At 68.3% G+C, this 13,746-nt stretch carries 14 protein-coding genes and 1 tRNA gene; 10 read left to right on the top strand and 5 right to left on the bottom strand.

Annotated features, from left to right (window positions below; translation table 11 throughout):
- The first annotated feature begins 2 nt into the window (after positions 1 to 2).
- The 7 genes from gnd to GUY59_RS07925 all read left to right on the top strand — a co-directional run bounded on the left by gnd (position 3) and on the right by GUY59_RS07925 (position 8,503).
- Positions 3 to 947 (top strand): phosphogluconate dehydrogenase (NAD(+)-dependent, decarboxylating), encoded by a 945-nt coding sequence (gene gnd / locus GUY59_RS07955; protein ID WP_138199414.1) that lies wholly within the window; start codon positions 3 to 5, stop codon positions 945 to 947.
- Positions 948 to 1,007: 60 nt separating this feature from the next.
- Positions 1,008 to 2,252 carry a DNA replication/repair protein RecF gene (gene recF / locus GUY59_RS07950; protein ID WP_138199415.1) on the top strand — a complete coding sequence of 415 codons (1,245 nt, stop codon included), beginning with the start codon at positions 1,008 to 1,010 and terminating at the stop codon, positions 2,250 to 2,252.
- Positions 2,242 to 2,742 (top strand): DUF721 domain-containing protein, encoded by a 501-nt coding sequence (locus GUY59_RS07945; RefSeq protein WP_246063387.1) that lies wholly within the window; start codon positions 2,242 to 2,244, stop codon positions 2,740 to 2,742. The genes recF and GUY59_RS07945 overlap by 11 nt, the downstream gene beginning before the upstream one ends.
- A 339-nt stretch (positions 2,743 to 3,081) precedes the next feature.
- Positions 3,082 to 5,025: a DNA topoisomerase (ATP-hydrolyzing) subunit B gene (gene gyrB, locus GUY59_RS07940; protein ID WP_132329486.1), complete on the top strand. Its 1,944-nt coding sequence runs from the start codon at positions 3,082 to 3,084 to the stop codon at positions 5,023 to 5,025.
- A gap of 84 nt (positions 5,026 to 5,109) precedes the next feature.
- On the top strand, positions 5,110 to 7,608 hold the full coding sequence (gyrA, locus tag GUY59_RS07935) for a DNA gyrase subunit A (RefSeq protein ID WP_132329484.1): 2,499 nt from the start codon (positions 5,110 to 5,112) through the stop codon (positions 7,606 to 7,608).
- A gap of 2 nt (positions 7,609 to 7,610) precedes the next feature.
- Positions 7,611 to 8,294: a DUF3566 domain-containing protein gene (locus tag GUY59_RS07930; protein WP_138199416.1), complete on the top strand. Its 684-nt coding sequence runs from the start codon at positions 7,611 to 7,613 to the stop codon at positions 8,292 to 8,294.
- A gap of 135 nt (positions 8,295 to 8,429) precedes the next feature.
- Positions 8,430 to 8,503, top strand: a tRNA-Ile gene (locus GUY59_RS07925).
- Between the two features lie 93 nt (positions 8,504 to 8,596).
- On the opposite strand, the gene GUY59_RS07920 is transcribed toward GUY59_RS07925, so the two are convergent.
- The 3 genes from GUY59_RS07920 to GUY59_RS07910 form a co-directional block, all read right to left on the bottom strand.
- Positions 8,597 to 9,451, bottom strand: coding sequence for an alpha/beta fold hydrolase (locus tag GUY59_RS07920; RefSeq protein WP_201760611.1), 855 nt, complete (start codon positions 9,449 to 9,451; stop codon positions 8,597 to 8,599).
- Between the two features lie 161 nt (positions 9,452 to 9,612).
- Positions 9,613 to 10,059, bottom strand: coding sequence for an ester cyclase (locus tag GUY59_RS07915; RefSeq protein ID WP_138199417.1), 447 nt, complete (start codon positions 10,057 to 10,059; stop codon positions 9,613 to 9,615).
- 25 nt (positions 10,060 to 10,084) lie between these two features.
- Positions 10,085 to 10,456 (bottom strand): DoxX family protein, encoded by a 372-nt coding sequence (locus GUY59_RS07910; RefSeq protein WP_138199418.1) that lies wholly within the window; start codon positions 10,454 to 10,456, stop codon positions 10,085 to 10,087.
- A gap of 173 nt (positions 10,457 to 10,629) precedes the next feature.
- Between GUY59_RS07910 and GUY59_RS07905 the strand changes: the two genes are divergently transcribed.
- The gene (locus GUY59_RS07905) at positions 10,630 to 11,007 is read left to right on the top strand and encodes a VOC family protein (protein ID WP_236666944.1); all 378 of its coding nucleotides are present in this window, start codon (positions 10,630 to 10,632) and stop codon (positions 11,005 to 11,007) included.
- Between the two features lie 24 nt (positions 11,008 to 11,031).
- Here the strand turns inward: GUY59_RS07905 and GUY59_RS07900 are convergent, their stop codons facing one another.
- Positions 11,032 to 11,259, bottom strand: coding sequence for a hypothetical protein (locus tag GUY59_RS07900; protein ID WP_138199419.1), 228 nt, complete (start codon positions 11,257 to 11,259; stop codon positions 11,032 to 11,034).
- 102 nt (positions 11,260 to 11,361) lie between these two features.
- Entirely contained in the window at positions 11,362 to 11,778 is a 417-nt protein-coding gene (locus GUY59_RS07895) for a DUF5980 family protein (RefSeq protein ID WP_236666950.1), read from the bottom strand.
- A gap of 192 nt (positions 11,779 to 11,970) precedes the next feature.
- Here GUY59_RS07895 and GUY59_RS07890 point away from each other — a divergent pair, with 192 nt between their 5' ends.
- Positions 11,971 to 12,264 (top strand): GNAT family N-acetyltransferase, encoded by a 294-nt coding sequence (locus tag GUY59_RS07890; protein WP_138199421.1) that lies wholly within the window; start codon positions 11,971 to 11,973, stop codon positions 12,262 to 12,264.
- A 404-nt stretch (positions 12,265 to 12,668) separates the two neighbouring features.
- Positions 12,669 to 13,746, top strand: a 1,078-nt coding sequence (locus GUY59_RS50595; RefSeq protein ID WP_330849147.1) for a sensor histidine kinase, incomplete at its 3' end; no start/stop codon positions are given.

The following is a 13,746-nucleotide window of genomic DNA, read 5'->3' as shown; positions in this document are numbered from 1 at the left end:
ACATGCAGATCGGCATGGTCGGACTGGGCAAGATGGGCGGCAACATGGCCGAGCGGCTGCGCCGCGGCGGTCATGAGGTCGTCGGCTACGACCGCGACCCGGCCATCAGCGACGTGGCCAGCCTGAAAGAGCTGGTCGAGCGCCTGCGAGCCCCACGCGCGGTCTGGGTGATGGTGCCCGCGGGCAAGCCCACCCAGACCACCGTCGACGATCTCGGCGAGCTGCTCGACGAGGGCGACATCGTCGTCGACGGCGGAAACTCCCACTACGGCGACGACCAGAAGCACGCCGGCGAGCTGGCGGAGAAGGGCATCGGATTCGTCGACTGCGGCGTGAGCGGCGGCGTCTGGGGCCTGGACAACGGCTACGCGCTCATGTGCGGCGGCGACTCCTCCCACGTCGAGCGGCTGATGCCGATCTTCGAGACGCTCAAGCCCGAGGGCGAGGACGGCTTCGTGCACGCCGGGGACGTCGGCGCCGGGCACTTCGTGAAGATGGTCCACAACGGCATCGAATACGGCATGATGCAGGCCTTCGCGGAGGGCTGGGAGCTTCTCGAGGCATCCGACGTGGTCAAGGACGTCAAGGGTTCCTTCAGCAGCTGGCGCACCGGCACCGTGATCCGTTCCTGGCTGCTCGACCTGCTGGTGCGCGCGCTCGACGACGACGAGCACCTCGACCAACTGCGCGGCTACGCACAGGACTCCGGGGAGGGCCGGTGGACGGTGCAGGCGGCCGTCGACCACGCCGTTCCGCTGCCGGTCATCACCGCCGCGCTCTACGCGAGGTTCGCCTCGCGCCAGGACGACTCCCCCGCGATGAAGGTCGTCGCGGCGCTGCGCAACCAGTTCGGCGGCCACGCGACCACCGCGGCGGAAGGCAGCACCGCGAAGGGCGCCGACTCGCCGGGCGCCGACGTCACGCCGCCCGGCCCGGGCGAGCGCTAGCAGCCGTCCATCGCGAGCCGGTGACCCCAGTGACGGGCGAGGCCGACTAACCTTCGTGGGGTGCATGTCGCCCACCTCTCGCTGACCGACTTCCGGTCCTACGCGTCCGTGGAGCTCGGCCTGGAGCCGGGCGTCACGGCGTTCGTGGGGCCCAACGGCCAGGGCAAGACCAACCTGGTCGAGGCCCTCGGCTACGTCGCGACGCACTCCAGCCACCGGGTGGCGAGCGACGCGCCCCTCGTCCGGCAGGGCGCCACGCGCGCGGTCGTACGCTGCGCCGTGCAGCGCGACGACCGCCGGGCGCTCATCGAGCTGGAGATCAACCCGGGCCGGGCCAACCGCGCCAGGCTCAACCGCTCGCCCGTGCCGAGGGCGCGCGACGTCGTGGGTCTGCTGCGCACGGTGTTGTTCGCCCCCGAGGACCTGACGCTGTCCAAGGGAGACCCGTCGGAGCGCCGCCGGTTCCTCGACGACCTTCTGGTGGCCAGGGCCCCCAGGTTCGCTGGAGTGCGCGCCGACTACGACCGGGTGCTCAAGCAGCGCGGCGCCCTGCTCCGCACTGCCGCGCAGGCCCGCAGAGGCGCCAGGAGCGCGAGGAGGGCGGAGCGCGACACCGGGTTCGCCGCGGCGGGCGCGGGCGACGTACTGAGCACTCTGGAGGTGTGGGACGCCCATCTCGCCAGGCACGGCGCCGAGCTGTTGCAGGCGAGGCTCGAGCTCATCGAGGCGCTGCGCCCGCTGGTCGCGGGGGCCTACGCCGCGCTCGCCCCCGCGAGCGCTCCGGCGACGATGGCCTATCGCAGTACGTTGTCCACAGGTGGGGACAACGGTGAGGGTGACGAACTGCCCGAACACGCCGGTGAGCGGGGATCTTCCGATACACAGACGTTATCCACAGACTTGGGGAAAACCCTTGAGGAGCGTCTCCGCGCGCGCCTCCTGGAGGTGCGCCAGTCCGAGCTGGAGCGGGGCGTCACCCTCGTCGGCCCGCACCGCGACGACCTGATCCTCGGTCTCGGCGACCTGCCCGCCCGCGGCTACGCCAGCCACGGCGAGTCCTGGTCGTTCGCGCTGGCGCTGCGGCTGGCCGCCTACGACCTGCTGCGCGCCGACGGCGGGGATCCCGTGCTGATCCTCGACGACGTGTTCGCCGAGCTCGACACCCAGCGCAGACGCCGCCTCGCCGAGATGGTCGCACCGGCCGAGCAGGTGCTCATCACCGCGGCAGTGCCCGACGACGTCCCCAAGGAGCTGTCAGGCGGCAGGTACGACGTCGCGGAGGGGAGTGTGACCCGTGTCCGCTGAGGACAACCCCACAGCCAAGGGCGCAGCGATGGCCAGGGAGAAGCTCGCCCAGGCCAAGGCAGACGCGGCCAAACGCGGCCAGCTCCCCCGGCGCGAGCCCAGGCGCAGGGCCGCGGGGCCGCGCAGGGAGGGCGGCGATCCACAACTTTTCGGACGGGCCATCGCCGACCTGCTCGCCGATCGCGGCTGGGAACGCTCGGCGGCCGTCGGCGGGGTGTTCGGGCGCTGGGCCGACATGGTGGGCCCCGACCTGGCCGCCCACACCAGGCCCGAGTCGTTCGACGACGGCGTGGTGCTGATCGCGGCCGACTCGACGGCCTGGGCCACGCAGGTGCGGATGCTCGCTCGCACCCTCGTACGCAGGCTCAACGAGGAACTGGGCGACGGCACGGTGACGAAGGTCAAGGTCAGAGGACCGCAGAACGCCCCGCGCCCGTCAGGCGGGTTGCGGGTGACCGGAAGCCGCGGCCCCGGCGACACCTATGGGTAGCCCTGTCGAGTGGTGTCCCGCATGGTGTGGATCGTGGCCAAGGGCGATCAGAAAGCCGCAGACGCGATAAGCCCCCCTTTCCGGAGGGGGGATGCGGCCCGGGGGGCAAAACGAGCTAGCGGGCATCACAGGCGCGTTCATTGCCACCTTGAGGCTCCGGAGGCGGTAGAATGAAAAAGGATTCCGGACACGTCCGCTTGCGTGTCACCCCGGCAGCAAGCCGACTCCCCTGGGTGACCGCGCATCGGGGCACTCACGACGGTGACGGGCACGGCAGGGGCAGCTTTGTGACGATCATGGCGTCCCTGGCCGCGTGTCCGCGGCAGGAGGATTTCGCAGTTGTCCTACGACGCTAGCTCAATCACCGTACTCGAAGGGCTTGAGGCGGTTCGCAAGCGCCCGGGTATGTATATCGGCTCCACCGGGGAGCGAGGTCTGCACCACCTGGTTCACGAGATCGTGGACAACGCGGTGGACGAGGCTCTCGCCGGATTCGCCACCAGGATCGACATCACGCTGCTCGCCGACAACGGCGTGCGGGTGATCGACGACGGCCGCGGCATCCCCACCGGCATACACCCGGTGGAGAAGCGCTCGGCGGTCGAGCTCGTGCTGACCACGCTGCACGCGGGCGGCAAGTTCGACAGCCAGGCCTACGCGGTCTCCGGCGGCCTGCACGGCGTCGGCTCGGCCGTCGTCAACGCGCTGTCCACCGCGATGGACGTCGAGGTCAAGCAGAACGGCCACTACTGGCGCCAGCGCTTCGAACACTCCAAGCCCACCGCGCCGCTGGCCAAGGGCGAGGAGACCGACGAGACCGGCACCACGATCACGTTCTGGCCCGACCCCGAGGTCTTCGAGACCACGACCTGGAACTACGAGACGCTCTCGCGGCGCTTCCAGGAGATGGCCTTCCTCAACAAGGGCCTGACGATCACGCTGACCGACGAGCGCCCCGAATACATCAACGGCGAGCCGCGCAAGGTCACCTACCTCTACGAGGGCGGCCTGGCCGACTTCGTCAAGCACCTCAACGTGAAGAAGGAGCCGGCGCACGCGTCGATCATCTCCTTCGAGGAAGAGGGCGACGGCATAGCGGTCGAGATCGCCATGCAGTGGAACAACTCCTACTCCGAGTCGGTCTACACCTTCGCCAACACGATCAATACGGCCGAGGGCGGCACCCACGAGGAGGGCTTCCGTGCGGCGCTGACGTCGATCGTCAACCGCTACGCCCGCGAGCAGAAGTTCCTCAAGGAGGGCAAGGACGACAACCTCTCAGGCGAGGACGTCCGCGAGGGCCTGACCGCGATCATCTCCGTCAAGCTCTCCGACCCGCAGTTCGAGGGCCAGACCAAGACCAAGCTCGGCAACACCGAGGCCAAGTCGTTCGTCCAGAAGGCGTGCAACGACCACCTGCGCGACTGGCTGGAGCGCAACCCCGGCGAGGCCAAGGACATCGTCAACAAGTCGCTTCAGGCCTCACGCGCCCGCCTGGCGGCCCGCCAGGCCCGCGACCTCACCCGGCGCAAGTCGCTGCTCGAGTCGGGCAGCGGGCTGCCCGGCAAGCTGGCCGACTGCCAGTGGAACGACCCCGAGCGGTGCGAGCTGTTCATCGTCGAGGGCGACTCGGCCGGCGGCTCGGCCAAGGGCGGACGCGACTCGCGGTTCCAGGCGATCCTGCCCATCCGCGGCAAGATTCTCAACGTCGAGAAGGCGCGGATCGACAAGGTCCTGAAGAACAACGAGGTCCAGGCGCTGATCACCGCGCTCGGCACCGGCGTCCACGACGAGTTCGACATCGCCAAACTGCGCTACCACAAGGTCATCCTGATGGCCGACGCCGACGTCGACGGCCAGCACATCAACACGCTGCTGCTGACGCTGCTGTTCAGGTTCATGAGGCCGCTGATCGAGGCGGGGCACGTCTACCTGTCGTGCCCGCCGCTCTACAAGATCAAGTGGGACCGCAAGGGTGAGGACGCCTCCTACGCCTACTCCGACCCCGAACGCGACGCGGTCATCGCCGAGGGCATCGCCAACGGCAAGCCCGACCCGCGGTCGCGCGACAACGTACAACGCTTCAAGGGCCTGGGCGAGATGAACGCGGCCCAGCTCTGGGAGACCACGATGAACCCGGAGACCCGGCTCCTGCGCCTGGTCACGCTCGACGACGCGGCCCAGGCCGACGACCTGTTCAGCGTGCTCATGGGCGAGGACGTCGAGGCCAGGCGCGACTTCATCATCCGCAACGCTCGCGATGTTCGTTTCCTCGACGTCTGAGCGACCGGCCGTGGGTGCAGATTCCGCTACCTGCGGTGAGCCGCAGGACCTGGCTCATCGTTCCATGAAGAAGGACCACAACCTGTGACGGACGTGAACACCACTCCCCCGGCTGACCGCATCGAGCCTGTGGACATCCAGTCCGAGATGCAGCGCAGTTACATGGACTACGCGATGTCCGTCATCGTGTCCAGGGCGCTGCCGGACGTGCGCGACGGGCTCAAACCGGTGCACCGCCGGGTGCTCTACGCGATGTACGACGGTGGCTACCGCCCCGACCGCGGCTACTTCAAGTGTGCCCGCGTCGTCGGTGACGTGATGGGCACCTACCACCCCCATGGCGACACCTCGATCTACGACGCGCTGGTGCGCCTGGCGCAGCCGTGGTCGCTGCGTTATCCGCTGGTCGACGGCCAGGGCAACTTCGGTTCGCCGGGCAACGACCCCGCGGCGGCGATGCGGTACACCGAGTGCAAGCTCGCGCCCATCGCCATGGAGATGCTGCGCGACATCGACAAGGAGACCGTCGACTTCCGGCCCAACTACGACGGAAAGTCGCAGGAGCCGGACGTCCTGCCGGCGCGTTTCCCGCAGCTGCTGGTCAACGGCTCGGGCGGCATCGCCGTCGGCATGGCCACCAACATCCCCCCGCACAACCTGCGCGAGGTCGCCTCGGCGGTCAGGTGGGCGCTGGAGAACCCGGAGGCGACCGACGAAGAGCTGCTCGAAGCCTCGATCAGACTGGTCAAGGGGCCCGACTTCCCCACCAGCGCGCTGATCGTGGGCCGGCGCGGCATCGAAGACGCCTACCGCACCGGGCGCGGCTCGATCACCATGCGGGCCGTGGTCGAGGTCGAGGAGGACAAGGGCCGGCAGGCGCTCGTCGTCACCGAGCTGCCGTACCAGGTCAACCCCGACAACCTCGCGCTGAAGATCGCGGAGCTGGTGCGTGAGGGCAAGCTGACCGGCATCGCCGACGTACGCGACGAAAGCTCCTCGCGGGTCGGGCAGCGCCTGGTGATCGTGCTCAAGCGTGACGCGGTCGCCAAGGTCGTGCTCAACAACCTCTACAAGCACACCCAGCTCCAGGACACCTTCGGCGCCAACATGCTGGCGCTGGTCGACGGGGTGCCACGCACCCTGCGGCTCGACCAGTTCATCCGGCACTACGTGGCCCACCAGATCGAGGTCATCGTCCGCAGGACCCGCTACCTCCTGCGCAAGGCCGAAGAGCGCGCCCACATCCTGAGCGGGCTGCTGAAGGCCCTCAACCGGCTCGACGAGGTCATCGCCCTCATCCGGGCCTCCGAGTCCGCCTCGGCCGCCCAGCAGGGCCTCATGGGGCTCCTGGAGATCGACGAGATCCAGGCGCAGGCCATCCTCGACATGCAGCTGCGCAAGCTGGCCGCCCTGGAGCGGCAGGCCATCCAGGACGAGTACGACTCCCTGATGACGCAGATCGCGGAGTACAACTCGATCCTGGCCAGCGAGGCCCGCCAGCGTGAGATCGTCAACGACGAGCTGGCCGAGCTGGTCGGCCGTTACGGCGACGAGCGCAAGACCGAGATCATCGCCTACGACGGCGACATGTCGATCGAGGATCTGATCGCCGAAGAGGAGATCGTCGTCACGATCACGCGGGGAGGCTACGCCAAGCGCACCCGCACCGACCTCTACCGCGCCCAGAAGCGCGGCGGCAAGGGCGTACGCGGGGCGCAGCTGCGCCAGGACGACATCGTCGACCACTTCTTCGTCACCACGACGCATCACTGGCTGCTGTTCTTCACGAACAAGGGCCGGGTCTACCGGGTCAAGGCGTACGAACTGCCCGACGCCGGCCGCGACGCCCGCGGCATGCACCTGGCCAACCTGCTGGCCATGCAGCCCGACGAGACCGTCATGGAGGTCCTCGCCCTTCGTGACTACGACGTCGCCCCCTACCTGGTCCTCGCCACCCGCAGCGGGCTCGTCAAGAAGACGCGCCTGGCCGAGTACGACTCCCCCAGGTCCGGCGGCCTGATCGCGATCAACCTGCGCGACGACGACGAGGTCATCGGAGCCCGCCTGGTCTCCGAGGAAGACGATCTGCTGCTCGTCTCCAAGGGAGCGCAGTCGATCCGGTTCACCGCCTCCGACGACGCGCTGCGGCCCATGGGGCGTGCGACCAGCGGCGTCATCGGGATGAGGTTCCTCGACGGTGACGAACTTCTCGCCATGAATCGCATCGCCGACGGTCAGCATGTGCTTATCGCCACGAAGGCTGGGTACGCAAAACGGACGCCAGTGGAGCAATATCCAGTTCAAGGACGTGGCGGTAGGGGCGTGCTTACTGCGAAAATCGTATCCTCCCGTGGCAAGCTGGTCGGAGCCGTCATGGTCAATCCAGAGGACGAGGTCTTCGCGATCACGTCTGCCGGCGGGGTGATCCGGACGAGTGCCGGAGAGATCAAACAGTCCGGCCGTCAGACCATGGGAGTGCGATTGATGAATCTCGCTGAAGGCGACAGCGTGGTGGCCCTCGCCCGGAACGCGGAGTCCTTGGTGACTTCGATGGAGAGTGAGGAAGACGGGGGAGGAGAGTAGTCATGAGCGCCCAAGGTGGCACCGCCAGGGCAAAGGCGGCTTCGGGTAACGGACAACAACCGAAGAGACCCACAGAGAAAGAGACCTTCGACGAAACCCGGGACACCTCGCCCACACAGGGCAGGCCCTTCCCGGCCAAGGACGACGCCAAGCCCGCGCCGCCGCCGACGCCTCCGCAGAAGCAGTCGTCGCAGCAGCCGGAGGGCAACGACACGGTACGCATCCGCCCGTCGCTGGCCACGGAGGCACCTCCGCCGCCCGCGGCGGAGGTGCCGAAGAAGAAGTCGGGCGGCGCGGGGGCGCGGCTCCCCCGCAAGGCCCACCTGGTCCTGCGCCGCATCGAGCCATGGTCGGCCATGAAGTTCAGCTTCGTGGTGTCCCTGGTCTGCTTCGTGGTGCTGTTCGTGGCGGTGGCCGTGCTCTACGGCGTGCTGTCGGCGCTGGGCGTGTTCGACTCGATCGTCGACCTGGTCAACCAGCTCGGCCAGGGCGAGCAGGGCCAGAACTCGATCCCGATCGACATCGCGTCCTGGTTCGAGCCCGTGCGCATCCTGGGCTACACCGCCCTGATCGGAGCGGTCAACGTCGTGCTCATCACGGCTCTGGCCACACTGGGGGCGGTCATCTACAATGTCGCCTCCGACCTCGTCGGGGGCGTCGAGGTGACCTTCAGCGAGGCCGAATAGGCCGTAGCCGGTGTGCTCGCGCCGTGCCCTCGCTCGGCACGGCGCGAGCAGCAGGCCGGACACGGTAAGCTTTTCCCGGCCGAACAAACCGGTTCGCCTCCGATCGCCGGATGCGATAACGTTCGGTGTGCGTGCGGGGCTATAGCTCAGACGGTTAGAGCGCTTCCCTGATAAGGAAGAGGTCCCAGGTTCAAGTCCTGGTAGCCCCACCCAGTTCACAGGCCATTTCCGGAGTTCGGGAGTGGCCTTTTCCGATCCTCGGACGCTGGGCTCACAAGGGCGTTCAGGCCGCCGTTGACTCCTCAGCCGGCCCTTCGGGTCTGCCTCTCCACTGCGGCGCGGAACGCCACACCGAACTGGTCCGGTGCTTCCAGCCAGGGAAAGTGCCCGGCGTTCGGGACGATGATGACCTCGCAGCCGAGGCGTGTTCCGAGACGTCGCAGGGCAGCGGCGGGGCGGCTGTCACCGGCCCCGCCGATGATCATGGAGCCGGGCGGCAGGCGCTCGTGAAGGTCGTCCACGTGTGATTCGAGCGGGTCGGCTTTGGCCGCCGCGTTGAGCTGGGCGTTCATCGCGTAGTTGATGGGCCGCAGCGTACGCGCTGATGCCAGCGCCCACTCGCATGCCCGAGCTCGGTCGGCGTGGTCGGTGAGCCACGACAGCGTGAGGTACTCGACCTCCTCGGTGTCCGTGCGCGTTTCGATCGCATCGAGTTCGTCGAGCCTGGTCTGCTGCTCGTCAGTGAGTCGTGCCCGCTGTGCTGCTCGGTAGGCCTTTCGCCACGGATCCAGGAAGGGCCCGGCGAGCTGGATCAGCCCGGCCACGCGCTCGGGATGGGCCAGCAGGAAGTAGCCGGCCATGTTGGTTCCGAACGAATGCCCCACCAGCACAACCCGGTCGTGTCCCCACGCGTCGAGCAGCGACGCCAGGTCGTCGACGTGGCGAGCGATCGTGTGCTGCCCCTCCCAGGACGACCCGCCGGTGCCGCGCTGGTCGTAGCGGTGGACCAGGCACAGATCGTCGATCATGCCCGCGACCGGGGCGAGATTGTCGGGGACGCCTGGACCGCCGTGCACCATGACCACCGGGTGTCTCCGCGGGCCCGGAGAGCCCGCGGTCCAGGTGCGCAGCCGCGCACCGTCATCCAGCTCGATCACGGACGTGAGTGTAGTGCGGCAGCCACCAGGTCACGCGGAGCAGACAAGGCAGGATTGGTGTTCAGCGTCTTGTGCGCGGTGAGAGCCGCGGCCCCGCGGCTCCTGCTCGGTCGACGGCTCGCCGACCGAGCAGGGGCGCGAGCATCGGTGTGAACGCCTCGTCAGGCGTTCGGTCCCTTGAGCACGCCGAGCTGCCGCATCTGTGACATGACGTCGACGACCGCCCAGGTCTCGGCGACCCGCCCGTCGGTGAAACGGGCGATGAGGATTTCCTTGTACGTGATGAACTTGCCGGTCGGCGGCACGCCCATGTACTCGCCCCGGTGCGTCCCGGTCACCGTGTTCCTGGTGACGACCTTGTCGCCTTCCGCGATCACGTCCTCGATCTCGACGTGGAGGTCGGGGAAGGCCCGGCGCAGCACCGCGAGCACCTCTTTCATCGCCGACGTCCCCTTTGTCTCGATCGGCAGCGGCGTGCGAATCTGCACATCCGGCTGGACGACCTCGTCGATCGTCCTGGAGATGATCTCTTCGTCGCCGGTGCTGACGGCGTCGTGGAAGCGGCGGAGCGTCTCCTTGTTGCGTTCCACCGTGGCGATGACGGACATGTGCTCTCCTTCTGAGGCGGGTGGGTCATACGGCGTAGGGGCCGAACCGGCCCCAGACGACGAGCGCGGTGAGGGCGAGGAGAATGACGGTGACCGCCAGCCCGGACGGCTCCCTGCGGCGGACATGCACGGCGGCCGCCACGATCATCATCACCGCCAGTCCGGCCGCGGCGATCGGCGTCAAGGCGGGAACGATCCCGGTGGCGGCGGGGAGGATCAGCCCGGCCGCCCCGAGCACCTCCATCACGCCGATGAACCGCACCGCACCCTGGGAGAACGTCTCCATCCACGGATACTTGCCGACCAGCTTGTCCTTCGGCCTGGTGAGCTTCGCCAGGCCGGACATGACGTACAAGGCGGCCAGGAGCACCTGCACGATCCACAGGACCACGTTCATCGAGGTGTCTCACCCCCGGCTCTCGGTGTGGAGGCCGTGTCGGTGCGGCCGTGCCGCCCGCGCGGAAGGCCGGAAAGGTTGTCGCTCATGTCCAGGTGACGAACGGGCGGCCTGCCTGGGGACAGGGTCATTCCATGGCGCGCCGATGAGTTCCCGGCGTTGCGGAAGTCAGTATGAGTGACCCATCGACCACGCACGTGGAGGACGACATGGCGCGAGACCTCTTCGCCGGCATTCCCGTCACCGACTACGCGTCGGCGTTGCCGTGGTACGAGCGGCTGTTCGGCGGGCCTCCCGCGTTCTTTCCGAACGACATCGAGGCGGTGTGGGAGTTGGCCGACAACCGCTACGTCTACATCATTCAGGACCCGGAGCGGGCGGGGAACGCCCTGCTGATGTCGTTCGTCGACGACCTGGACGAGCGGGTCGCCGAGATCGCCCGGCGCGGCATCGAGGCCGCCGGGCGCGAGACGTACGACGGTGGCGTGACCAAGGTGACCTACCGCGACGCGGAGGGCAACGAGATCAGCTTCGGCGGCGGTCGGGACTGAGGCCTTCAGGCGGCCGGCCCCGTCTCAGTCGGGGGAGTCACCGCCGTGTTCGATCAGGTACTGCTGCTCCAGGCCGGCCGCGTCTTCGCCTTCGGCCTCGTAGATGTGGGCGGACCAGGGAATCGGGCAGGGCGGCCGGTGGTCGGGATCGGGGCAGAGCAGCCGCTGCACCTGCTCCTTGATGTCCCGAGCCTGCTCCTCGGTGGCGTACATCTCCACGCGCAGTTCCCACCGGGTTCTGTCGTCTGCCATGCCTCTATTGTCGCGGGAGGTGGGGAGTGCCCGGTTCGTGGCGCGTACCGGTTCCGGACACTCCCCGCCTGCTCCGCCAGGATCACCTGGCGCCGGTCATGGCTAGCACCACTCCTTGACGCTGATGGTGACGGGGATGGACTCGGTTCGTGTACCGTCCGAGGCCGTTAACCGCGACTCGTACACCTTGGCCGACGACGGGGGGAAGGTCAGGAAGATCCAGCCGTTGATCGTCGTGGCCCCGTCCTCGGGGTCGGTGTAGTTGGAGCCGGGCGGGATCGGCGCGCTTTCGTGGGTCGCACCCGGGGGCAGGTTCTTCATTCCCATCTGGATGGTCGTCGACCAGCTTCCGACCACCGCGGCGATGAGGTAGGTGCTGTGGTTGTAACCGGCCTGCACGCAGATCTTCTGGTGGGAGTGCTTCAGCTCCCACGTGCCGGCCGAGGCGGGGACGGTGCCGGACAGGGCCAGCGCCACGCCGGCCGTCGCGCCGAGTGCCAGCCTGGCGGCACGCTTCATCGTGGGCACGGTTTCCTCCTTGATGTTCGTACGTCGGGTGTTCTCGCATGTGCGAGACCGGGCATCACGTTGACATGTTCAAATTTAAACATCTGGTGGATCAAGGGAAAGACGTTTGCCGCGTGGTGGAAACTCCCGCTCAGGACCATCCGTGGACGGACCTGATCGCCGGGCGGGACAGCATCCACCCCCATGACAACGCCCACCGTTGATGTCCGGCATGCCCGGTTATGCCACGGCGACCCTCCACGAGCGTTCCGGCGACGTGCTCACGCGGCCGAGGAACTGGAGCATCTCGCCGTGGACCCCGACGTGGTGCGTACAGGGATTGGCGCCGCCCTGGTCGAGGCCGTGCGTACGGCCGGAAAGGAGGCGGGGTGCGCGAGCCTGGTCACTGACGTGTGGAACTTCAACGACGGGGCCCTGGCCTTTTTCGACGCGCTCGGCCTCACGCCGATGCGGCACTGGCTGGAACGGCCGTCGTAGCAGTCACACCGCAAAGGAGGCGGGGCTGCTCCGGTCTGGCAAATGCGGCGGTGAAATGGTGCCGTGTGGAGCAGCCGGCGCTCCTTGACGTTCCGCGGTTGAAATGCCGCGTGTCAGTTTCCCGCGGAGTTGGACGCCGTCACCGCACCGACCCGCAACGGGGTCTCTTCCACCTTCACCATGACCGGGCGTCGTTTCACAGCTGCCCCTTCGTCGGATCGATCCCTTCAGTATCCTTGCCCACACCACGTCCATTGACAAACTCTACATCCGAATTGTCATCCGACCGGTCAGCAGAACTCACAAATGGATTCCTCGCCACCGGTGGATTTCCATCCGGCACGGCGTACGCGCTTGACACAGACTGATCGGAGAGGGGTCGGTGCGCGAGGCAGGGAGATCGGGTGAGTGACCGGGTGAGAGATGGCGCGCGGTGGGTCCTGGCGTTCGACGCGGAAGGCGCGGGGCTCGCCCTGCCGCTCCGCTCGGCGCTGGCCCTGTCGCTGGTGGGCGCTCTGGGGGTGGTGCTGGCCGCGATCGTCTGGCACACTCTGCTCGACGACTACGGCGTACGCAACGTGACGGCCGGCACCCTGGGGCTGGCGACGGCGATCGCGCTGGTGGTGGCCCGCTTCCGGCCCAGGGCGGCGTGGTGGCTGTCGCTGACCGCGGCCGTGGCGGCGACCGTGACGTCCCACGCCGAGCTGGACGGGATGGTGTGGCCGGCGCCGGTGCTGGTGGCCCACGTGGCCGTGCTGGGTCTGGTGGGATTCGGGGCACCGCACGTGATGCTGGCCGAGATGTGGCTCGGGACGCTTGCGGCCGGGATCGTTCTGGGGGCGGGGCTGCCGGGCGAGCAGGCGCTGGTGAGCCTGATGGACATGTCGTTGTTGTCCGGCATGGTGCTGATCACCGTGGGCGCGCTCGGCGGGCATCGTGACGCGCTGCGCCGGGTGGCCCTCGCGGACCAGAAGGCGCTGGCGGAGCAGACCAGGTCCGCGCTGCTGGCGGAGCGCGCCAGGATCGCGCGGGAGCTGCACGACGTGGTGGCCCACCACATGTCGGTCGTCGCGGTGCAGGCCGAGGCGGCTCCCTACCGGGTGTCCGATCCTCCGCCGGAGCTGGCGCGGAGTTTCGCCACGATCCGGTCGAGCGCGGTGGAGGCGCTCACCGAGCTTCACCGCATCCTCGACCTGCTGAGGAACGGCACGGACGAGGCGAGCCCGCAGCCGACCCTGGACCGGCTGGGCGAGCTGGTCGGCCGGCTTCGGGCCGCGGGCACGCCGGTGACCATGCGCGTCGACGGCGAACGCAGGGCGCTCCCGCCGGGGGTGGAGCTGTCGGCGTACCGGATCGTGCAGGAGGCGCTGAGCAACGCGCTGCAGCACGCGCCGGGTGCACGGGTCGGCATCGAGGTGACGTACAAGCCTGGCGATCTTCACATCCGCGTCGACAACGACCCGCCACCCCACCCGCCTCCAC

The sequence above is a fragment of the Nonomuraea sp. K271 genome, assembly GCF_009908215.1.
Classification (GTDB): Bacteria; Actinomycetota; Actinomycetes; order Streptosporangiales; family Streptosporangiaceae; genus Nonomuraea; species Nonomuraea longispora.
This window is presented reverse-complemented; position numbering and strand designations above follow the sequence as displayed.